Origin of the sequence: Pseudomonas sp. NPDC087814, from assembly GCF_044742865.1 — a bacterium.
Taxonomy (GTDB): domain Bacteria; phylum Pseudomonadota; class Gammaproteobacteria; order Pseudomonadales; family Pseudomonadaceae; genus Aquipseudomonas.
Genome location: NZ_JBIUVK010000029.1, coordinates 37,167 through 56,390 on the forward strand (window position 1 = coordinate 37,167; position 19,224 = coordinate 56,390).

A 19,224-nucleotide genomic window follows, 5' to 3' on the forward strand; every position below is an offset into this window, starting at 1 on the left:
TTAAATTGAACTGTCTGCTTGGTGTGGCGAGAGAGCTTGCTCCCGCTGGACTGCGCAGCAGGCCCATTTTTTGGGGCCGCTTCGCGCCCCAGCGGGAGCAAGCTCCCTCGCCACAGGGGGTGAGTCTGTCTCATCAGAACTCTTGGTGGGCGGGCAGCACCGGTTTCTTGGCCTGGAAGGCATACCCTTGTTGACCGTCCAGCACCTTGTTGGCGCGCTGGATATCGATGTCTTTTTCCCAGCGGGCGATGGCCACGGTGGCGACGCAGTTGCCGATCAGGTTGGTCAGCGCCCGGCCAATGCCCATGAACCAGTCCACCGCCAGCACCAGCACCAGGCCCACCACCGGAATCGCCGGGATTGCGGTGAGTGTCGCCGCCAGAATCACCAGTGCCGAACCCGGAATCCCGTGGGCGCCCTTGGAGGTGATCAGCGACACCAGCAGGATGGTCAGCAGGTCGGTCATCGACAGCGGTGTGCCGGTGGCATTGGCGATAAACACGATGGCCAGGGTCAGGTAGATCGAGAAACCGTCGAGGTTGAACGAGTACCCGGTCGGAATCACCAGGCCCACGGTGGAGCTGCCAATGCCAAGGTGTTCCAGTTTACGCATGATCTGTGGCAACACGGCATCGGAGGACGCGGTGCCCATCACGATCAACAGTTCTTCCCGCAGGTACTTGAGCAGCGGCATCATCCGCAGGCCCGACAGGCGCATCACCAGCCCCAGAATCACCGCGACGAACAGGAAGCACGTAAGGTAGAACAGGCCCACCAGGCTGCCCAGGTGTTGCAGGGAATCCAGGCCGTAGGTGCTGGTGGTGAAGGCGATGGCGCCGAACACGCCGATGGGCGCCAGGCGCACGATCATGCCCATGATGCGGAAGATCACGTGGCTCAGCTCGTTGATCAACCGAGAGATGCCGGAAGCGGCTTCGCCCACCAGGTTCAGTGCGCTGCCGAACAACACCGAGAACAACAGCACTTGCAGCACGTTGTTGTCCGCGAAAGCGCCGATCACCGAGTTGGGGATCAGGTCCATCAGGAACTGGCTGGTACCCTTGATGTGTTGGCCACGGTCTGCCAGTTCATTCAGGCCGGCAGACGACAGTTGCTCCAGGTGGATATTGGCGCCGGTGCCGATCCCGGTGCTGAAGGCCATGATCAGGCCGATCACCAGGGCCACGGTGGTCAGTGCTTCGAAGTAGATCACCGACTTGAGGCCGATGCGCCCGACTTTCTTCAAGTCGCCGGCACCGGAAATACCGCTGACCACCACGCAGAAGACGATCAGGCCAATCAGCATTTTGATCAGCTTGATGAAGCCGTCACCCAGGGGTTTGAGTTGCGAGGAGAATTCAGGGAGGGCGAGGCCGCAGATTATGCCGATCACCAGGCCAATCACGACTTGCAGGAAAATCGAACGCGAGCACCATCTGAGCATGGGAAGGATCTCTATTCGGTGCCCTGGTGGGTCCAGGGCTTAATTGTTGTGGTCTGACCGGTATGTCCAGTGCGGGGCCAGTCTACGCTCGGTTTTTTTCAAGTCGCAAGTAAATATTACGCGGATGGCAGGTCCCGGTCTGACCAGTTGGTTCGCAAGGTTCGTGCTTGAGCGGTTGGCGGCCCGGAATTTTTTTCGCTTATCATCCCGGGCTTGGTTCACAGGGTGAGTTATGGATATTCCAGGATTGATCACGGACGCGGCGGGCGTCACCAGCTGTACGTGGCGCACGGCGGCGCCGGAGTACCCGGATTACCACGACCACGAATGGGGCGTGCCAGTGGCCGATGACATTGCGCTGTACGAGAAGATTTGCCTGGAGGGTTTTCAGGCGGGCATGGCGTGGATCACCATCCTGCGCAAGCGCGAGGCGTTTCGGCGGGCGTTCGAGGGCTTTGATTTTCGCCGAGTGGCGCAGTACACCGAGCAGGACATCGAGCGATTGATGGCCGACCCGGGCATCGTGCGCAATCGCGCCAAGATCGTGTCCACCATCAACAACGCCCGGCGCGCCTGTGAGCTGGTGGATGAGACCGGCTCGCTGGCGGCGTGGCTGTGGTCGTTTGAACCGGCCGCCGATGAGCGCCCGGCGGTGGTGGACATGGCGTACTGGACGGCCAACCCCACGTCAGCCGCGTCAACGCGCTTGTCCAAGGCCCTGAAAAAGCGTGGCTGGAGCTATGTGGGCCCGACCACCATGTATGCGTTCATGCAGGCGATGGGGATGGTCAACGACCACCTTGAAGGCTGTATCTGCCGGCCTCGAGTCGAACACCTGCGCCACCACTTCAAACGACCCTGAGCCACTGACTGTGCGCGGTTAAAACTGTGGGAGCTGGCTTGCCGGCGATGGCGGTGGATCAGCAAACACAACTGTGTCTGATGCACCGCCATCGCAGGCAAGCCAGCTCCCACAGGAGGGTGCGGTGGCGCGGGTTAGTGGGGCAGCGGCGTGAGCACGTCGGCCTTGTCATCCATCACCATCACTACCAGCAGTTTCGCCGGTTGGGTCTGGCTGGCATTGCTGGATTCAAAGTGCCGCGAGCCGGCAGGTTCATAGAACGACTGGCCGACCGTGTAGGTGATCGCCTTCTCATCGTTGACCCGCGAGGTGATTGCACCTTCCAGCACATAGGCCACGGCCGTGCCGGTGTGGCTATGGGGCACGGTGGCCTGGCCCGGGGCGTAGTCCACGGTGAGCATCACGGTTTTCTTGCCGGGGACGTTGGCCAGGGCGTGTTCCTGCAACACGTTGATCTTTTCCTGGTTGTACACCGGGTCGTGGGCAAAGGCGCTTAACGAGGCCAGCAGCAGGGTGGTGCCGAGCAGTACTTTCATGGTGAGGCTCCGAGTGAGTCGAGACCCGTTCACCCTAGGCCCCGATCCGGATTTGACCAATAGCCAATCCGGCGGAAATTCCCTCAGCCAATCTGTCGCAGGATATCCCGCACCACGTCCAGCGCCGGGTCAATGTCCAGGGTTTCGATCGCGCCAAACCCGATCTTCAGTCCCTCGCGTACCGGTGTGTCGTGGAAAAACACGCTCAGCGGATAGAGCCCCACGTCAGCCTCCCGTGCCAATTGGGTGAGCTGCGGAATATTCACCGGCACCTTGCACAGTGCGGCCAGATGGAACCCGGCCACGGTGGGCACCACGTCGAACCACGGCGAGAGGTCCCCCGCCAGGCGCTGCAGAATCCGTTCCCGGCGCCCGGTATATACCCCATGGCAGCGCCGAATGTGCTTGAGCAGGTAGCCTTCGCTGATGAACTTGGCCAGGGCCCATTGCGGCAGGGTGGAGCTGTGCTGGTCGGTGAGTTGCTTGGCCTTGAGCACCGCGCCGAAAATTGCCGGCGGCAACACCGTGTAGCCCAGGCGCAACTCCGGCAGCAGGGTTTTCGAGAAGGTCCCGACGTAGGCGACCACGCCGCGGGTGTCCATGCTTTGCAGGGAGTCGGTGGGGCGGCCCTCGTAGCGGAATTCGCTGTCGTAGTCATCCTCGATCACGATGGCGCCCAACGCCAGCGCACGTGCCAGCAACGCCTCACGGCGCGGCACGCTCATGGGCATGCCCAGGGGGAACTGATGGGACGGTGTCACGTAGATCAGCCGCGTGCCGTCGGGAATCAAGTCGACCCGCAGGCCGTGTTCGTCCACCGGCACGCCCACCACGGTCGCCCCCATGGCGTCGAACATCAGTCGCACCGGGGTGTAGCCGGGGTCTTCCATGGCGACGACGGTGCCCGGTTCCAGCACCACGCGGGCGATCAGGTCGAGCGCTTGCTGGGCGCCGTTGGTGACTACGATGTCGTCTTCGCTGCACCTTACCCCACGGGAAAATGCGATATGCCCGGCGATTGCACTGCGCAGGGCCGGCAAGCCTTCCGGCCGGCTGTAGAAGCCGCTGTCCTGTGAGATACGGCGCAAGGCATCGAGGGTGCAGCGCCGCCATTCATCCTGGGGGAACTGGCTGCGGGCGGTGGCACCGCCGATAAAGTCCCGGCTCGGGCGGGTTTCACGGTTGGGGTGACCCATGGGCGCGGGAAGGGCCTGCCACTTGGCCAGGTTGGCGGCGCAGGCAAGGTCGGCGGCACTTTGCAGGTGTTCGCGGCGCGTGGCCCAGGCGTTGACGAACGTGCCACGGCCGATCCTGCCGACCAACAACCCTTCGTAGGTCAGCGCCGCGTAGGTGTCTGAGACTGTCTTGCGCGACACGCCCAGTTGCAGGGCCAGCAAGCGGCTGGGAGGCAATTGCGACCCGGCCACCAGTTGTCCCGACTCAATGGCCGTGCGCAATTGCTGGTAAAGCTGTTCGGCCAGGTCCTTGCGGCCCTTGATAACGACGTGCAGTTCCATGTTTCATCCAGAGGCAAGCAATCACCCGCAAGATTACCGCAAGTCACCCGCCAGCCGAATCAGGACAGGAAACCACCGTCTACATTCAGCGATACACCGGTGGTGTAGCTCGACGCATCGCTGGCCAGGTACAGCACCGCGCCGGCCATCTCGCTCGGGTCGGCCACGCGCTTGAGGGGGATCTGCGCCAGGGCCATTTTCAGGATCGAGTCGTTCTTCACCAGCGCGGAGGCGAATTTGGTGTCGGTCAGGCCCGGCAGCAGTGCGTTGCAACGAATGCCGAACGGCGCGCATTCCTTGGCGAAGACTTTGGTCATGTTGATCACGGCGGCCTTGGTCACCGAGTAGATGCCCTGGAATACGCCCGGCGAAATCCCGTTGATCGAGGCCACGTTGATGATGCTGCCACCGCCGTTTTCGCGCATCAGCTTGCCGGCTTCCACGGACATGAAGAAGTAGCCGCGAATGTTCACGTCGACGGTTTTCTGGAACGCGCCCAGGTCGGTGTCCAGCACGTTGCAGAACTGCGGGTTGGTGGCGGCGTTGTTGACCAGGATATCCAGGCGGCCGAACTGTTCGCGGATCGCGGCAAACACGTTGGTGATCTGGTCCATTTCGCCGATATGGCAAGCAATGGCGGTGGCCTTGCCGCCGTCGGCGATGATCGCGTCGGCCACGTGCTGGCAGCCGTCGATCTTGCGGCTCGACACGATCACGTGGGCGCCTTGCTGGGCCAGCAACTTGGCGATGGCCTCACCGATACCGCGGCTGGCGCCGGAAACGAAAGCGATCTTGCCGTCGAGGTCGAACAGTTGGGTTTTGGACATGGTTTTTCCTTGAAGAAGGTCAGAGGGAAGACTGTTTGATGACATTCAGGCTCATCTGCTCAAGCAGCTTGTTCATGTGAATGAACTGCGCAAAGCGTTTGTCCTGGGTCTGGCCATGGAAGAAGCGGTAGTAGATCTGCTGCACGATGCCGGCCAGGCGGAACAGGCCGTAGGTGTAGTAGAAGTCGAAATTGTCGATCTGGATCCCGGAGCGTTCGGCGTAGTAGTCGACGAACTGGCGGCGGGTAAGCATGCCGGGGGCGTTGCTCGGCTGGCGGCGCATCAGTTGCACCGGGGCCGGGTCGGCCGCTTCGATCCAGTAGGCGAGGGTGTTGCCCAGGTCCATCAGCGGGTCGCCGAGGGTGGTCAGTTCCCAGTCCAGCACGCCGATGATCTGCATCGGGTTATGCGGGTCGAGGATCACGTTGTCGAAGCGGTAGTCGTTGTGGACGATGCTCGAGGTGGGGTGGTCGGCCGGCATCTTGTCGTTGAGCCAGGCACGTACCGCTTCCCAGCTGGGGGCGTCGGGGGTCAGGGCTTTTTCGTAGCGGTCGCTCCAGCCGCGAATCTGCCGCTCCACGTAACCTTCGGGCTTGCCCAGGTCGGCCAGGCCGCAGGCGCTGTAGTCGACCTGGTGCAGCTCGACGAACTTATCGATAAAGCTTTTGCACAAGGCTTCGGTTTTCGCCGCGTCCAGGCCCAGTTCCGGCGGCAGGTCCGAGCGCAGGATGATCCCGTTGACCCGCTCCATCACGTAGAACTCGGCGCCGATCACCGACTCGTCGGTGCAGTGCACGTAGGCCTTGGGGCAATACGGGAAACCGTCCTTGAGCTGGTTGAGAATCCGGTATTCGCGGCCCATGTCGTGGGCGGACTTGGCCTTGTGGCCAAAGGGCGGGCGGCGCAGCACGAATTCCTGGCCGGGGTATTCCAGCAGGTACGTCAGGTTGGAGGCACCCCCGGGGAACTGGCTGATTTTGACGCTGCCGCTCAAGCCCGGGATATGGGCCTTGAGGTAGGGATCGATGAGGCTGGCATCAAGTTCTTCGCCGGGGCGAATCTGGGTCGATTGGTCATTAAGCGCCATGCTTATCCCTTCTGCTTATTCTTAAGGCCTTGGACTATTGGCTAATCTAATGCGCGCGGCCGCCAAGCCACAAGGTTGGGGCGGCTTAATAGGTTAGCGTGTTGGCCGATGATCAGCGGGCTTGATGTGCTCAGATCACCAGAACTGCGCGCCCGCCGGGGTTGCAGGACAGGTTGGCACCGATTTCGACTTTTGCCAGGTCGATGCCCAGGCCGGCGAGCAGGTTATTGACCAGCGGGTCGAGGAGCGGGCTGAGCAGTCCGGAGATGATGCCGCTGAGCAGATTCAGTACGCCGGTGATCAGGCCGACCACCAGGTTCAGCACCAGCCCAATCAGTCCGCCCTGTGTCGGTGGATGGTTGATCAACTGGATGCCATTGAGGGTGTTGCTCAAGCTGCCCACCACGTTGTTGGAACTGAAACTGAAGTAATCCGGGGGGCTTTTCAACTCGGGCGGAGACAGGTAAGTGTGGTTCCGGACGGTCTTGGCCACGCTGCTGTCGATCTTCAGGCTGATGCCACCGACGCCATACGGTTGCCGGGGATCGCAGACACCGTTGCTACAGGTCTTCACCCCAAGGTCGAGTAATGGGAATTCGTCAACGTTCAGTGGTGCTGTGGAGGAAAACAGGTTTTTTGGGTCGATCTGGCCCACCATCAGCCTAACCGCCGAGGTGGTACCGAGCACCGACAAGGCTTTGTCCGCAGGCCCGTTGCAGCGATATCCGGTGACCGTGCTGCTGCCGCTGGCGGCTTCCAGTGCTACATCGATTTGCTGGCCGATTTTGGGGTCAAAGGAGCTGCCTAACAAGAGGCCCACCAGCGCCGTTACCCCGCCCAGTAAATCGTTCACCGCGCCGATTGCCGGCAGTTTCACCGAGATCAACGTCCTGACTTGCGCGGTCCTGACGTAGATCGGCTGGGTGGCGATCAGCTTGGGGTTACCTATGGCGGAAACCTGCGCCGGTTCAATGACCTTGGTCTTGACCGTGATATTCAGCAGTCCCAGCACATCCACCGGCAACTCCACCGCGACCGCGTTGTACTTGTTCGACAGTTGCACAAACCCCTGGATCAGGTTGAACAGTTGCAGGTTGACGTCCAGGGCGCTCTTGTCGGTGCCGTTCTGGATGGTCAGCAGGTCGCCCAGGTGCAGGATCTTGGTGCCGGGTGCAATCAGCTTGATCGCTTCCAGGTTATTGATCACCACCTTGACCGCATCGCCCCCCAGCTTGAGTACATCTATCGCGGCCTGGATCAGATCGCCGACGCTGGCGTCGGTCTTGAGCAACTCGTCGTAGTTGCCGGCGCTGACCTTCAATTGAATCGCCAGCGCGTCCAGGTAACTGAGCAGGTTGATATCGGTATTGATCAGGCCCTTCCAGCCCACCGCGTCGAGTTGCAATTTGCCCCCCAGCAGTCCGCCGATCAACGCATTGAGTGCGGCGGACTTGGTGCTGTCCACGGTCAGCAAGGTGCTGCGGATGGTCAGTACGGCCACCGGTGGCGCGGGCACGGCGGCCACGGCCACTGCCTGCAACCGGATGGTCGGCTCGAAAGGGCCGGTGGAGAGCAGCATGAACAGGCGGTTGGCGATACTGGTGACGACGCGGTGGGTGGCGATGACCTGGATCGCATCGGACCTTGAGGGATTGGGGCTGAAGGCGCGCATGAAGTCAGCCCCTGTGACCAGGGTGCCACAGGTGGTCGCCAGGGTACGGTCTTCGTTCAGCGGGAAATCATTGCGGGCTGCGCTTTGGATCGCGAATTGCGCGGCGTTGGTATTCGGCGTCACGCAGGCGCCGCCGCGGGTGACCACTTCCAGCGCCGCGGTGTCGGCAACCCGTTGCAGCTTGCGCTTTTCCAGGTACAGCCGGCCGCTGTCGACCACCAGCAACAGGAACAACAGTGCGATCCCCAGGGTCATCGCACCCATCAGTCCTATCGCGCCGCGTTGGCGGGCCGAGCCGGGTCCTTGGCAAACCATCCTGCGTTCCTTCGCCGATCCAGTACCGGCATCCTGAATATCCCCTCAGGCAGTGTAGTCAGGTTTTGCAAGGATTTATGGCTATTGGCCATTATTTTCGCGGAGGCAGTGCCACGGGCGTCAGCACAGGGCGGCCGGCAAAGTATTCCAGCAGGTTGTCCGCCACGCGCTGCACGGTGTCATGGGCGGCTTCCGGCGACAGGCCGGCGACGTGGGGCGTGAGCACGGTATTGCTGAGGCGCTTGAGCGCGTCGGGCACGTTGGGTTCATCGTCGAACACGTCCAGTGCCGCGCCGCCGATGCGCCGTTGCTCCAGGGCGGTAATCAGGTCGGCGGTGACCACCACGCTGCCGCGCCCGATGTTCACCAGGAAGCCGTTGGGGCCCAGCGCGTCGAGGGCCTGGCGGTCGATCAAATGTCGCGTGCTGGCGCCGCCCGGGGTGGCCAGGATCAGGAAGTCCGAGGCCCGCGCCAGTTCCACGGCGGTGGCGCAGTAGGTGTAGTCCACATCTTCGCGGGGCTGGCGGTTGTGATAACTCACCTCCATGCCAAAACCCAGGGCAGCCCGCTTGGCGATTTCCAGACCCACGGCCCCCAGGCCGAGAATGCCCAGCTGTTTGCCGGCCAGGGAAGGGCGCATTATCTTGGGCCATTCGCTGCGCCGTACTGCTGCGTCCGCCCGGGGAATGTCCCGCACCAGGCACAGCAACAACGCCATGGCGTGGTCGGCCACCGACGGCGCATTCACCCCGGCGCCATTGGTGACTACGATTCCACGGTTGCTGGCGGCTTGCAGGTCCACGTGTTCATACCCGGCGCCGATCACGCAGATGATCTCCAGCAGCGGCAGCGCGGCGATTTCCTCGGCGTACAGGCCCAGCGGGCCACGGGTCAGCACCGCCTGGACCTGCCCGCCGTGGGTCTTGATGGCCTTGGCGCGTTCGGCCGGGGTCGGCGCAAGAATCACGTGAAAGCCATTGCCTTCGATGATCGGCAGGTAGTCGTTGATGGTTTCAACCAGGACCAGAACGGTGACGGGCATCGGAAGGTTCTTCCTGAAGGATTGGAGGCTTGGATTATGCGGGATTTGTAGTCCCGATCGTTTCTTTACCGCAGAAAAATTTCATTTCTCACCAGCCTAATCTGATTTTCCAGACCGCTCGTCCCAGGCCTTTTTACTGCAGCAGACTTCGACGACTTTCCTTAGCAGAGACGTCATGGATGCATGTTCCTGCCACCTCCGAAATCGTCGAGTGGACCTCTTATGGCTACAAGCACAGCCCATCAAAAAACCTAGCTTGGGAAGATATTGTCAGCAGCACCCGATACGGCCCGGCCAAATACAAGCCCGGTATAAATATTGAAAAGCTTGAGCGAGAAGCCTATAAAAATGGAGTGCCAAGCACTCATGCAAAACCCTGGAAACTCAGGGAGTATCCGCAAGTCATAGGTGCCAGTGATGGCAAGCCCAGCTACTGGGTTCGAATTGAGTCAAGCGCGGGCGTCATACATGGTCATCCGATTTCCGAGCAGGAATTCAGGAGGTTAACAAGTTGATCTCACTAGGCTTTATTGACGGAAACGTCACCCATGATGATCTCTCCATCTTGCAGGATGGGGCGATGGAGAGTCAGGTTCACCTGTTGAAAGAGGACATGCTTCAGGTTGAATACGCCGGTGGGCTTATATTGGATGTCGGCTGGTACCCCTCCTTCGATACCCATGGTGGGTTCCGCATCAATGTAATAAGAAATTACGACTGGGACCGCCCAGTGATTGCGTTAACGGCGCACGCAGCCGGTGATCTGGTGGAGCAACTGGCTGTTGCGCAGAGCGCGATCAATGGCGAACTGCGCAACGTATTGAGAACCTCGGCTTAGGTAAAGCTCCAGGCTTTAGAAGCAGATATCGTCAGCTTTCACACGCTGCACAAATGCCCCGGCCAAGGTTGCGTTATGGTGCTCGATAATCGATGCGGCCGATAACGCCGGAGTGTCCATACAAGTATGGGCATCCTCCGGCAGCAGCACCGAGAACCCCAGCTCCACGGCCACTCGGCACGTCGTGTCGATGCAGTACTGGGTTTTCATCCCGACGATCACCAGTTCATTCACCTGTGCCGCCGCCAGTTGCTGCGACAGCTCGGTGCCGAGAAAACAGCTGGGCCGGGTTTTATTGAAAACCGTGTCGCGAGCTTCATCAACCTCCAGTGCTGGCCATAGTTGCCAAAACGGGCTGCCCACCTCGATGGGCGAACCCGCAGGGCCGGTGTGACGTGCAGCGAAAACCGGCACGCCAACGTGTCGGGCGCGCTGAATCAGCTGGTTGATGTTGTCGAGTACGCGCTGGCGTTCGTAGGGTTTTTCCGGACCATCGTACAGACCGGTCTGCATGTCGATGATCAGCAGGGCGGGGCGCTTGTTGTCAGGCATGGTGCTGCTCCTTGTGTTTGCCAGATGGCGGAGCAATAAAAAGGCCCCGTCCATTGCTGGCGGGGCCTTGGGTAAATCCGGGTGGCTTAGTTTGCGCGCCACTCACCGCTACCACACGACCCGCCGGAAGCGGTCGTGGTGGTGGTACGGGTGAGGGCCAGCTGGAAAATGTTCATGGGCCGATCATGCTGGCGCTGGCGTTTGGCTGTCAACGCGTCAGCCGAGGTTTTTTTCCGGGATCAGGAGATTCCTGGCGGCAGCGAGGAATTCATCAGACAGGCCGTTGCCTTTGGTCGCACGGGCGAGGGTAATTGCGCCTACCATCATCGCGTACTGGGCAATGGCGGCCTGGCGGTCGCCTTCGGGGGTTCCGGTGGCCTGGGTAGCGGCCAGGATGCCCATGGACGCTTCAAAGCCCCGGATAAAGCTGCGTTGCAACGCGCTGTCGGCGGCTTCATGGCACATCTCCCCGGCAAAAGCCGCAACCGGGCAACTGTCCCCGGGGTTGTCACGATTGGCGGCCGACAGATACGGATCAATCAACGCCAGGCGCGCAGCCTCGGGATCAGGGCTTTGCTCGACCCTGGCCTGCCAGCGCTCGCTCGATTGCTCGAATGCCCGGTTGCAGGCTTCCGTGGCCAGCGCCTCGCGGGACTCGAAGTGCCCGTAGAAACCGCCATGGGTCAGCCCGGCGGCGGCCATCACGTCCGACACGCTGATGCCATGGATGCCCCGTTCACGAAACAGCCGCGTGGCGGCCTCGACGATGATTTCGCGGTTGAGTTCGGCTTGTTTGCGGGACACGCGTGGCATCGAGGGCTCTCTGGATCAGGTGGTGGCAGGGATGGGCGGCATCATAAAACGTTTAGCTGGCGTACTGCGCAATCCCGTTGCCGAACGACCAGTTTTCCTTCTTGACCTCCACCAGGCTGATAAACACATCTTCCAGGCGCACCGCCAGTTCACGGTGCAAGCTCTCGGCAATGGTTTTGTACAGCAGCTTTTTCTGCTCGGTACTGCGGCCTTCGTTCAGAGTGATCTGGATGATCACCAGGTTGTCGGTGCGCTGGATGCCCAGGTACTCCGGGTCATAGATGAAGTGGTGTTCATCGTGCTCGGTGAGGATCTGGAAGTTGTCGTGTTCAGGCACGCCGATGGCCGTGTGCATGGCGTTGTAGATCAATACGCCGACGCGCTTGGCGTAGGTGACGTCGGGGTTTTTCCGAAGGTCGATGCGCACGATTGGCATGGCAGGTAGTCCAGTGAGGGGCGTGCTTTAAAAATACATGACGTGATGAATTTATAGAATAGATTTCTTATGAAATGTAAAATTGACGCTGCCAAAATCGCCTTCAATCCTCTGCACCGCACAACCATTCCTCAGCTAAGTCTTTGCTTCTTCAAGCGAATCCCGGACAATCGCGCCCCTGTTTCGGTCGTGGCGCTGCCTGTCAGGTTTTTCTGACTCGTCTCGACTGAGTGAATGCGGAGATCCGAACGGATGAATGATCAGGCCAATAGCGTCGACGAACGCTACGCAACGACACCTGCAACCCTCACAAGCTGGAGCCGCCAGGACACCACCTGGATGCTCGGCCTGTTCGGTACGGCCATCGGCGCCGGCACCTTGTTCCTGCCGATCAACGCGGGCCTTGGCGGTTTCTGGCCGTTGGTGATCCTCGCGCTGCTGGCATTCCCGATGACGTTTTTCGCGCACCGTGGCCTGACCCGCTTTGTGCTCTCGGGCCGTGAAGGCTCGGACATCACCGACGTGGTCGAAGAACATTTCGGCCTCAAGGCCGGCGCCGCGATCACCTTGCTGTACTTCTTCGCGATCTTCCCGATCCTGCTGATCTATAGCGTGGCGCTGACCAACACCGTCGGCAGCTTCATGGAGCATCAACTGCACATCGCGCCACCACCGCGGGCGATCCTGTCACTCGTGCTGATCCTCGGCCTGCTGGCCGTGGTGCGGTGTGGCGAGCAGGTGATCGTCAAGGCCATGAGCCTGATGGTGTATCCTTTTATCGTCGCCTTGCTGTTCCTCGCCGTGTACCTGGTGCCGCACTGGAACGGCGGCATCCTCAGCACCGCCAGCACCGTTCCGGCCCCGTCGGCGCTGCTGCATACCCTGTGGCTGGCGATTCCGGTGATGGTGTTCTCGTTCAACCATTCGCCGATCATCTCGGCCTTTGCGGTGGACCAGAAGCGCCAGTACGGCGAACACGCCGAGGAACGCAGCTCGCAGATCCTGTCCCGGGCACACATCCTGATGGTAGTGATGGTGCTGTTCTTCGTGTTCAGTTGCGTACTGACCCTGTCGCCGGCGCAACTGGCCGAAGCCAAGGCGCAGAATCTGTCGATCCTGTCCTACCTGGCGAACCACTTCAGCAACCCGACCATCGAGTTCGCCGCGCCGCTGATCGCGTTTGTGGCGATTGCCAAGTCGTTCCTGGGCCATTACATCGGCGCCAGTGAAGGCCTCAAGGGCCTGGTGCTCAAAAGCGGCCGTCGCCCGGCTGCCAAGACCCTGGACCGCATGACGGCTGCCTTCATGCTGGTGGTGTGCTGGATCGTCGCGACCCTCAACCCTAGCATCCTCGGCATGATCGAGACCCTGGGCGGGCCGATCATTGCGTCGATCCTGTTCCTGATGCCGATGTACGCGATCCGCAAGGTACCGGCGATGGCCAAGTACCGTGGCCAGGCGTCCAACGTGTTCGTCACGGCGGTGGGCCTGGTGGCGATTACCGCGCTGATTTATTCGCTGGTGTCCTGACAGCACCCGGTTTCAGTGCAATGATCACGGCCAATTCGCAGAGAGCGGATTGGCCGTTTTTTTTGCCAGGGAATTAGGGATTGAACACCAAGCCTGAGAGCGACACCACGCCGAACCGTGCACAAGACTTGCTGGCCGGCCTGTCCATCGCCGGCCTGTTGCTGCCCGAGGCCGTGGCCTATTCCAGCATCGCCGCGTTGCCGCCCCAGGCGGGCGTGATCGCCTTGTTTGCCGGGTTGTTGTGCTACGGCCTGTTTGGCACCAGCCGCTTTGCGATTGTCTCTGCCACATCGTCCTCGGCGGCGGTGCTGGCGGCGGCCACGGCAACGCTGGCGGGAGACGACCCGGCACTCAGGCTGAGCCTGGCAATGGGCCTGGTACTGGTGACGGGGGCGTTTTTCCTGTTGGCCGGGATGCTCAAGCTGGGCGGGCTGACCTCGTTTATCGCCAAGCCGGTGTTGCGTGGCTTTGCCTTTGGCCTGGCGCTGACGATCATCCTCAAGCAGTTGGCCAGCGTGGTGGGCGTGCACCTGACCGACAACAACCTGATTCGCTTCCTGCCCCAGCTCCTGGAGCAACTGCCGCGCTGGAACTGGGCCGCCGCTGCCGTCGCGGGCGTCGCGTTGCTGCTGCTCTGGCTATGCGCACGAGTTCGGCGCCTGCCGGGCGGGTTGCTGGTGGTGATCCTCGGGATTGCCGCCGGCCAGTGGCTGGATCTGCAGGCCCATGGCGTGGCGTTGATCGGCGTCATCGACCTGCGTCTGGAACTGGCGCATTTGCCGGTGTTGCCGTTCGCCGACTGGCTGCGCCTGGGAGAGTTGGCGTTTGCCATGGTGATGATTCTTTACGCCGAGTCCTACGGCTCCATCAGCTCCTTCGCCCTCAAGCATGGTGATCGCGTGTCATCCAACCGTGACCTGCTGGCGCTGGGGGCCGCCAACCTGCTGTCCGGGCTGTTCCAGGGCATGCCCACTGGCGCCGGGTATTCGGCGACATCGGCCAATGAGGCGGCGGGAGCCAACTCGCGGCTGGCGGGCGCCGTGGCGGCGCTGGTGGTGTTGGCGATCGTGCTGACGGTGCTGCCGCTGGTGGCATTGACGCCGGAGCCGGTGCTTGCCGCCATCGTCATTTACGCCTTGGGCCGTGGCTTGAGCCTGCAGCCCCTGGGCCGCTATTTCTCCTGGCGGCGCGACCGGTTGCTGGTGATTTGCGCGGTGGCGGCGGTGTTGGTGCTGGGGGTGCTGGATGGGTTATTGGTGGCGGTCGGGATCAGCGTGGTGTTGATGTTGCGCCAGATGTCGTCGGCGGACGTGCGCGAGTTGGGGCGCATTGACGGCGGACATGATTTTGTCGACTTGCTGCATCACCCGAGCGCCGAACGGATCCCCGGTGTGCTGATCGTGCGGCCCAGTGAAGCGCTGTTCTTCGCGAATGCCGAGCGAGTGTTGGGGGCGGTGTTGAGCCTGATGCGGCACGCTACGTTACCGGTGCACACGGTAGTGCTCAGCCTGGAAGAATCCCCCGACCTGGACGGCACGAGCATCGAGGCGTTGCAGGCGTTTTTCGTACAGGTGCAAGGGGAGGGCAGGTGTCTGGTGTTGGCCCGTGTCAGGCATGAGGCGCAGGAGGTGTTGCAGACGCTGCCTGAGGCGTGTGCGCCCCAGGTGCTGATCAGCGGGTTGAGTGTCGATGGTGCAGTGCAACTCGCGTTGCAACCCACCGCCTGAATGCAAAAAGCCCCGACTGGTCGGGGCTTTTTATTGACGCGAGCTTACCGGCGGCGGAACAACGGCAACGGTTCATCCGTCGCGGCCTGGTACGTCACCGAGAAATCCTTGAGGCTTTCCAGCGCTTCATACGGGTCTTTGTCCGCGCGCAAGGCGAAGGCATCGAACCCGCAGCGGCGCAGGTAGAACAACTGGTCGCGCAGCACATCGCCAATCGCCCGCAGCTCACCCTTGTAACCATAACGGTCACGCAGCAGGCGGGCGTTGGAGTAGTTGCGACCGTCGGTGAAGGCCGGGAAGTTCAGGGCGATGACCTGGAAGTGCTCCACGTCATCACCGATCTCTTCGGCTTCTTCATCGGCGTCCAGCCATACACCCAGGCCGCCGTCGCGGGCCTTGAGGGCGTGAGCGTGCTCGCGCCACAGGGCCAGTGGCACGATCAGGTCGTCGCAGTTGGAGATGCCATCGAAGCTCGCGTCCTTGGGCAGCAGGTGCCAGGTTTCGTCGAGGACTTCGTTGTTCTTAATGATTCGCTGCATAGACGCGCTCCTTGAACAGGTCAATGCCGATGCGCTGGTAAGTGTCGATGAAACGCTCATCTTCGGTGCGCTGTTCAACGTACACGTCGATCAGCTTGCCGATCACGTCAGGCATGGCTTCCTGGGCGAAGGACGGGCCGAGGATCTTGCCCAGGCTCGCATCGCGGCTGGCGCTGCCACCCAGGGACACTTGGTAGAATTCTTCGCCTTTCTTGTCCACGCCCAGGATGCCGATGTGGCCGACGTGGTGGTGACCACAGGCGTTCATGCAACCGGAGATGTTCAGGTCCAGCTCGCCGATGTCGAACAGGTAGTCCAGGTCGTCGAAACGGCGCTGGATCGATTCGGCAATCGGGATCGACTTGGCGTTGGCCAGGGAGCAGAAGTCGCCGCCCGGGCAGCAGATGATGTCGGTCAGCAGGCCGATGTTCGGCGTGGCAAAACCCTGCTCGCGCAGCTCGCCCCACAGGGTGAACAGTTGAGACTGTTCAACGTCGGCGAGGATGATGTTCTGCTCGTGGGAGGTGCGCAGTTGGCCGAAGCTGTAGCGCTCGGCCAGGTCGGCGACGCCGTCCAGTTGCTTGTCGGTGATGTCACCCGGTGCAACACCGGTAGGTTTCAGCGACAGGGTCACGGCCACATAGCCCGGCTTTTTGTGGGCCAGGGTGTTGCGGGTGCGCCAGCGGGCGAAACCCGGGTGCTGCGCATCGAGCTCGGCCAACGCGGCGTCCTGATTGCTCAGGGCCTTGTAGTCCGGGTCGACGAAGTGTTTGGCAACGCGGTGCACTTCGGCGTCGGTCAGGGTGGTCTGGCCGCCGCGCAGGTGTTCCATCTCGGCGTCGACTTTCTGGGCGAACACCTCGGGGGTCAGCGCTTTTACCAGGATCTTGATCCGGGCCTTGTACTTGTTGTCACGACGGCCGTAGCGGTTGTAGACCCGCAGGATCGCGTCGAGGTAGCTCAACAGGTCCTGCCACGGCAGGAATTCGTTGATGAAGGCACCCACTACCGGCGTACGACCGAGGCCACCGCCGACGAGCACACGGAAGCCCAACTCGCCCGCCGCGTTATGCACCGGCTCCAGGCCGATATCGTGCACTTCGATGGCGGCGCGGTCCGAGGTCGAGCCATTGATGGCGATCTTGAACTTGCGCGGCAGGTAGGCGAATTCCGGGTGGAAGGTGGTCCATTGACGGACGATTTCACACCATGGGCGGGGGTCGATCAGCTCGTCAGCGGCAACGCCGGCGAACTGGTCGGTGGTCACGTTGCGCAGGCAGTTACCGCTGGTCTGAATGGCGTGCATCTGCACGGTGGCCAATTCAGCCAGGATGTCCGGCACGTCTTCCAGGGCCGGCCAGTTGAACTGAACGTTCTGGCGAGTACTGATGTGGGCGTAGCCCTTGTCGAAGTCGCGGGCAATCTTGGCCATCATGCGCGTCTGACGGGAAGTCAGTTGGCCATAAGGCACGGCAACCCGCAGCATCGGCGCAAAGCGCTGAACATAAAGGCCATTTTGCAGGCGCAGAGGGCGGAACTCTTCTTCGCTCAGTTCACCTGCCAGATAGCGTCGGGTCTGATCACGGAACTGCTTGACGCGGTCCTCGATGATGCGCTGATCGTATTCGTCGTATACGTACATATAGGTCCTGTTCTCGGCAAATCTGCGCGCACGGCCGCGCACTCCCAACGGAGCCGGCGCACGATACCAGTTTGCGTTTATGCGCAAAAGTGATGTTTGAGTATATGCAAATAACCAAATGGCCTAATGAGAACGGTTATCGCGATACCCACATTTGTCATGCGGGCAATCATGAACTTTACTGTGCTCGTGTCTTTGTGCAATCACCTATAAAACCGACAAGAGGCGATGCTATGAGCAATCCGACCAAAGCGCGCAAAAGTGACAGCAGTGTCGATGCGTGGGCCATTCTGTTTTTGATTATCCTGGTGGTTTCCACTGCCGTGTTCTGGGTCAGCCATCAATAAAAGGGCGTTATCGAGCCTTGTTGTCGACAATCGGCAATTAGCCGAGATTGACCGGCCTGATGCCATTATCATGGGCCGTCATTCCGAAGGGCTCAGGCAACGATGTTGAAGGTTCTCTGCAAGTGCTTGCTGGTGCTGAGCATGCCGTTCTGGGCCATCGCCCAGGCGACGTCGGTGGTGTTTCTCAACCCTGGCAATTCGACCGAGACCTTCTGGGTCAGCTACGCGCAATTCATGCAGGCCGCCGCCAGGGACCTCGGCCTGGATTTGCGTGTGCGCTATTCCGAGCGCAATCCCGAGACCACGCTGGTGCAGGCCCGTGAAGCCCTGCTAGGCGCCGAGCGCCCGGACTACCTGGTGCTGGTCAACGAGCAGTACATCGCCCCACAGATCTTGCGCCTGGCCCAGGGCAGCGGGGTCAAGCTGCTGATCGTCAACAACGCGCTGACCGCGGACCAGACTCAACTGCTGGACGCCGGCAAATACCCTGACTGGATCGGCAGCATGGTCGCCGACGACGAACAGGCGGGCTACTTGATGCTCACCCAGTTGTTGCGCCTGCATGGGCCTGTCGCCCCCGGCCAGACCCTCGACCTGATCGCGTTCTCCGGGGCCAAGACCACTCCCGCCGCGCAACTGCGCGAGCGAGGCTTGCAGCGCGCCCTGGCGGATCATCCGCAGGTGCGCCTGCGCCAGTTGGTGTATGGCGAGTGGAGTCGCCAGCGCGCTTTCGACCAGGCCACGCAGTTATTCAAACGCTACCCGCAGACCGCGCTGGTGTGGGCGGCCAACGATGAAATGGCGCTGGGGGCAATGGATGCACTCAAAGGCAGCGGGCGCACGCCGGGCACGGACGTGTTGTTCAGCGCGGTCAACAGTTCGCCCGAAGCGTTGCAGGCGCGCCTTGAGGGGCGCCTGAGTGTGCTGGTGGCCGGGCATTTCACCCTTGGCGGCTGGGCGATGGTGGTGCTGCATGACGATGCCCGCGGCCTGGGCATGGCGCAGTACGGTGGGCGTGAGCGCAAGCTTGGGCTCTTTCGATTGATTGATCCGCCACAAGCCACGCGCCTTTTAGAGATGCAGGGGCGCGAGGACTACGGCGTCGACTTTCGAGCACTGTCAGCCCAGGGCAAGCCAGCCACCTATCGCTACCCGTTCAGCCTGCAACTGCTGATGCATTGACCGGCTTCAAACACCGGCCAGGTGCAGCACCAGCTTGACGATGCCAAACAGGGTCAAGGCAAACACGGCGGTAAACACAATACCCAGGATGACAAAGTGGCTGGGCTTGCCATGGGTAAAGTCGCGGGCGCGATTCTTCCCGCTCTGCACCCCGAAGGCGGCTGCCATCACGCTGTGAAGCATCTGCCAGAAAGTCGGTGGCTTGTTGTTGGAATCGTCCATAAAGGCCTCGCGGTAGGGATCAAACCCATGGATGAGGATAGCCAAGTTCCCGCAAAACACCGGCTGTAGCTATCTACCGCCCTGGCGGTTGGCC

19 protein-coding genes are annotated in these 19,224 nt (G+C 61.4%); 6 read left to right on the forward strand and 13 right to left on the reverse strand.

What is annotated here, in order from left to right:
• Nucleotides 1–133: 133 nt before the first annotated feature.
• Complete coding sequence (locus tag ACIOMR_RS20135) at nucleotides 134–1,444, reverse strand: C4-dicarboxylate transporter DctA (protein WP_008433031.1); 1,311 nt, start codon at nucleotides 1,442–1,444, stop codon at nucleotides 134–136.
• A gap of 232 nt (nucleotides 1,445–1,676) precedes the next feature.
• On the opposite strand from ACIOMR_RS20135, the gene ACIOMR_RS20140 reads away from it, so the two are divergent.
• On the forward strand, nucleotides 1,677–2,306 hold the full coding sequence (locus tag ACIOMR_RS20140; RefSeq protein ID WP_087692882.1) for a DNA-3-methyladenine glycosylase I: 630 nt from the start codon (nucleotides 1,677–1,679) through the stop codon (nucleotides 2,304–2,306).
• Nucleotides 2,307–2,440: 134 nt separating this feature from the next.
• Here ACIOMR_RS20140 and ACIOMR_RS20145 read toward each other — a convergent pair whose 3' ends face one another.
• From ACIOMR_RS20145 to ACIOMR_RS20170, 6 genes are all read right to left on the reverse strand, one after another.
• Nucleotides 2,441–2,842, reverse strand: a complete 402-nt coding sequence (locus ACIOMR_RS20145) for a cupin domain-containing protein (protein WP_087692883.1) — start codon at nucleotides 2,840–2,842, stop codon at nucleotides 2,441–2,443.
• Nucleotides 2,843–2,925: 83 nt separating this feature from the next.
• Nucleotides 2,926–4,359 carry a PLP-dependent aminotransferase family protein gene (locus tag ACIOMR_RS20150; protein ID WP_087692884.1) on the reverse strand — a complete coding sequence of 478 codons (1,434 nt, stop codon included), beginning with the start codon at nucleotides 4,357–4,359 and terminating at the stop codon, nucleotides 2,926–2,928.
• Between the two features lie 59 nt (nucleotides 4,360–4,418).
• Nucleotides 4,419–5,186 carry an SDR family oxidoreductase gene (locus ACIOMR_RS20155; protein ID WP_087692885.1) on the reverse strand — a complete coding sequence of 256 codons (768 nt, stop codon included), beginning with the start codon at nucleotides 5,184–5,186 and terminating at the stop codon, nucleotides 4,419–4,421.
• Between the two features lie 19 nt (nucleotides 5,187–5,205).
• Entirely contained in the window at nucleotides 5,206–6,273 is a 1,068-nt protein-coding gene (locus ACIOMR_RS20160; RefSeq protein ID WP_003210778.1) for a phosphotransferase family protein, read from the reverse strand.
• 130 nt (nucleotides 6,274–6,403) lie between these two features.
• Entirely contained in the window at nucleotides 6,404–8,260 is a 1,857-nt protein-coding gene (locus ACIOMR_RS20165; RefSeq protein ID WP_401196008.1) for a pilus assembly protein TadG-related protein, read from the reverse strand.
• A gap of 91 nt (nucleotides 8,261–8,351) precedes the next feature.
• Nucleotides 8,352–9,302, reverse strand: a complete 951-nt coding sequence (locus ACIOMR_RS20170; protein WP_087692887.1) for a 2-hydroxyacid dehydrogenase — start codon at nucleotides 9,300–9,302, stop codon at nucleotides 8,352–8,354.
• A gap of 29 nt (nucleotides 9,303–9,331) precedes the next feature.
• On the opposite strand from ACIOMR_RS20170, the gene ACIOMR_RS20175 reads away from it, so the two are divergent.
• Both ACIOMR_RS20175 and ACIOMR_RS20180 read left to right on the forward strand, forming a co-directional pair.
• Complete coding sequence (locus ACIOMR_RS20175; RefSeq protein ID WP_177029357.1) at nucleotides 9,332–9,817, forward strand: hypothetical protein; 486 nt, start codon at nucleotides 9,332–9,334, stop codon at nucleotides 9,815–9,817.
• Nucleotides 9,814–10,140: a hypothetical protein gene (locus ACIOMR_RS20180; protein WP_003210784.1), complete on the forward strand. Its 327-nt coding sequence runs from the start codon at nucleotides 9,814–9,816 to the stop codon at nucleotides 10,138–10,140. Before ACIOMR_RS20175 ends, ACIOMR_RS20180 begins: the two co-directional genes overlap by 4 nt.
• Nucleotides 10,141–10,155: 15 nt before the next feature.
• On the opposite strand, the gene ACIOMR_RS20185 is transcribed toward ACIOMR_RS20180, so the two are convergent.
• The 3 genes from ACIOMR_RS20185 to ACIOMR_RS20195 form a co-directional block, all read right to left on the reverse strand.
• Nucleotides 10,156–10,692: a cysteine hydrolase family protein gene (locus ACIOMR_RS20185; RefSeq protein WP_003210786.1), complete on the reverse strand. Its 537-nt coding sequence runs from the start codon at nucleotides 10,690–10,692 to the stop codon at nucleotides 10,156–10,158.
• Nucleotides 10,693–10,908: 216 nt separating this feature from the next.
• Complete coding sequence (locus ACIOMR_RS20190) at nucleotides 10,909–11,505, reverse strand: TetR/AcrR family transcriptional regulator (protein ID WP_177029358.1); 597 nt, start codon at nucleotides 11,503–11,505, stop codon at nucleotides 10,909–10,911.
• A 52-nt stretch (nucleotides 11,506–11,557) separates the two neighbouring features.
• Nucleotides 11,558–11,941, reverse strand: coding sequence for a tautomerase family protein (locus ACIOMR_RS20195; RefSeq protein WP_102369271.1), 384 nt, complete (start codon nucleotides 11,939–11,941; stop codon nucleotides 11,558–11,560).
• Nucleotides 11,942–12,193: 252 nt separating this feature from the next.
• On the opposite strand from ACIOMR_RS20195, the gene ACIOMR_RS20200 reads away from it, so the two are divergent.
• Both ACIOMR_RS20200 and ACIOMR_RS20205 read left to right on the forward strand, forming a co-directional pair.
• A complete protein-coding gene (locus ACIOMR_RS20200; RefSeq protein WP_102604662.1) occupies nucleotides 12,194–13,471 on the forward strand; it encodes a serine/threonine transporter in 1,278 nt (425 codons plus the stop codon).
• Nucleotides 13,472–13,551: 80 nt separating this feature from the next.
• Nucleotides 13,552–15,198: a SulP family inorganic anion transporter gene (locus ACIOMR_RS20205; protein ID WP_401196014.1), complete on the forward strand. Its 1,647-nt coding sequence runs from the start codon at nucleotides 13,552–13,554 to the stop codon at nucleotides 15,196–15,198.
• A 44-nt stretch (nucleotides 15,199–15,242) separates the two neighbouring features.
• Here the strand turns inward: ACIOMR_RS20205 and ACIOMR_RS20210 are convergent, their stop codons facing one another.
• A complete protein-coding gene (locus ACIOMR_RS20210) occupies nucleotides 15,243–15,737 on the reverse strand; it encodes a DUF934 domain-containing protein (protein ID WP_003210798.1) in 495 nt (164 codons plus the stop codon).
• Entirely contained in the window at nucleotides 15,721–17,379 is a 1,659-nt protein-coding gene (locus tag ACIOMR_RS20215; protein ID WP_003210800.1) for a nitrite/sulfite reductase, read from the reverse strand. Before ACIOMR_RS20215 ends, ACIOMR_RS20210 begins: the two co-directional genes overlap by 17 nt.
• A 449-nt stretch (nucleotides 17,380–17,828) precedes the next feature.
• On the opposite strand from ACIOMR_RS20215, the gene ACIOMR_RS20220 reads away from it, so the two are divergent.
• Nucleotides 17,829–18,908, forward strand: coding sequence for an ABC transporter substrate-binding protein (locus ACIOMR_RS20220; RefSeq protein WP_401196018.1), 1,080 nt, complete (start codon nucleotides 17,829–17,831; stop codon nucleotides 18,906–18,908).
• Nucleotides 18,909–18,914: 6 nt separating this feature from the next.
• On the opposite strand, the gene ACIOMR_RS20225 is transcribed toward ACIOMR_RS20220, so the two are convergent.
• On the reverse strand, nucleotides 18,915–19,130 hold the full coding sequence (locus tag ACIOMR_RS20225) for a DUF2970 domain-containing protein (RefSeq protein WP_008432997.1): 216 nt from the start codon (nucleotides 19,128–19,130) through the stop codon (nucleotides 18,915–18,917).
• Nucleotides 19,131–19,224 lie beyond the last annotated feature (94 nt).

Excerpts from the sequence above, each read along its gene's own strand:
- ACIOMR_RS20135 (WP_008433031.1), bottom strand. The coding sequence starts at position 1,444 with ATGCTCAGATGGTGCTCGCGTTCGATTTTCCTGCAAGTCGTGATTGGC.
- ACIOMR_RS20140 (WP_087692882.1), top strand. The coding sequence starts at position 1,677 with ATGGATATTCCAGGATTGATCACGGACGCGGCGGGCGTCACCAGCTGT.
- ACIOMR_RS20145 (WP_087692883.1), bottom strand. The coding sequence starts at position 2,842 with ATGAAAGTACTGCTCGGCACCACCCTGCTGCTGGCCTCGTTAAGCGCC.
- ACIOMR_RS20150 (WP_087692884.1), bottom strand. The coding sequence starts at position 4,359 with ATGGAACTGCACGTCGTTATCAAGGGCCGCAAGGACCTGGCCGAACAG.
- ACIOMR_RS20155 (WP_087692885.1), bottom strand. The coding sequence starts at position 5,186 with ATGTCCAAAACCCAACTGTTCGACCTCGACGGCAAGATCGCTTTCGTT.
- ACIOMR_RS20160 (WP_003210778.1), bottom strand. The coding sequence starts at position 6,273 with ATGGCGCTTAATGACCAATCGACCCAGATTCGCCCCGGCGAAGAACTT.
- ACIOMR_RS20165 (WP_401196008.1), bottom strand. The coding sequence starts at position 8,260 with ATGGTTTGCCAAGGACCCGGCTCGGCCCGCCAACGCGGCGCGATAGGA.
- ACIOMR_RS20170 (WP_087692887.1), bottom strand. The coding sequence starts at position 9,302 with ATGCCCGTCACCGTTCTGGTCCTGGTTGAAACCATCAACGACTACCTG.
- ACIOMR_RS20185 (WP_003210786.1), bottom strand. The coding sequence starts at position 10,692 with ATGCCTGACAACAAGCGCCCCGCCCTGCTGATCATCGACATGCAGACC.
- ACIOMR_RS20190 (WP_177029358.1), bottom strand. The coding sequence starts at position 11,505 with ATGCCACGCGTGTCCCGCAAACAAGCCGAACTCAACCGCGAAATCATC.
- ACIOMR_RS20195 (WP_102369271.1), bottom strand. The coding sequence starts at position 11,941 with ATGCCAATCGTGCGCATCGACCTTCGGAAAAACCCCGACGTCACCTAC.
- ACIOMR_RS20200 (WP_102604662.1), top strand. The coding sequence starts at position 12,194 with ATGAATGATCAGGCCAATAGCGTCGACGAACGCTACGCAACGACACCT.
- ACIOMR_RS20210 (WP_003210798.1), bottom strand. The coding sequence starts at position 15,737 with ATGCAGCGAATCATTAAGAACAACGAAGTCCTCGACGAAACCTGGCAC.
- ACIOMR_RS20215 (WP_003210800.1), bottom strand. The coding sequence starts at position 17,379 with ATGTACGTATACGACGAATACGATCAGCGCATCATCGAGGACCGCGTC.
- ACIOMR_RS20220 (WP_401196018.1), top strand. The coding sequence starts at position 17,829 with ATGTTGAAGGTTCTCTGCAAGTGCTTGCTGGTGCTGAGCATGCCGTTC.
- ACIOMR_RS20225 (WP_008432997.1), bottom strand. The coding sequence starts at position 19,130 with ATGGACGATTCCAACAACAAGCCACCGACTTTCTGGCAGATGCTTCAC.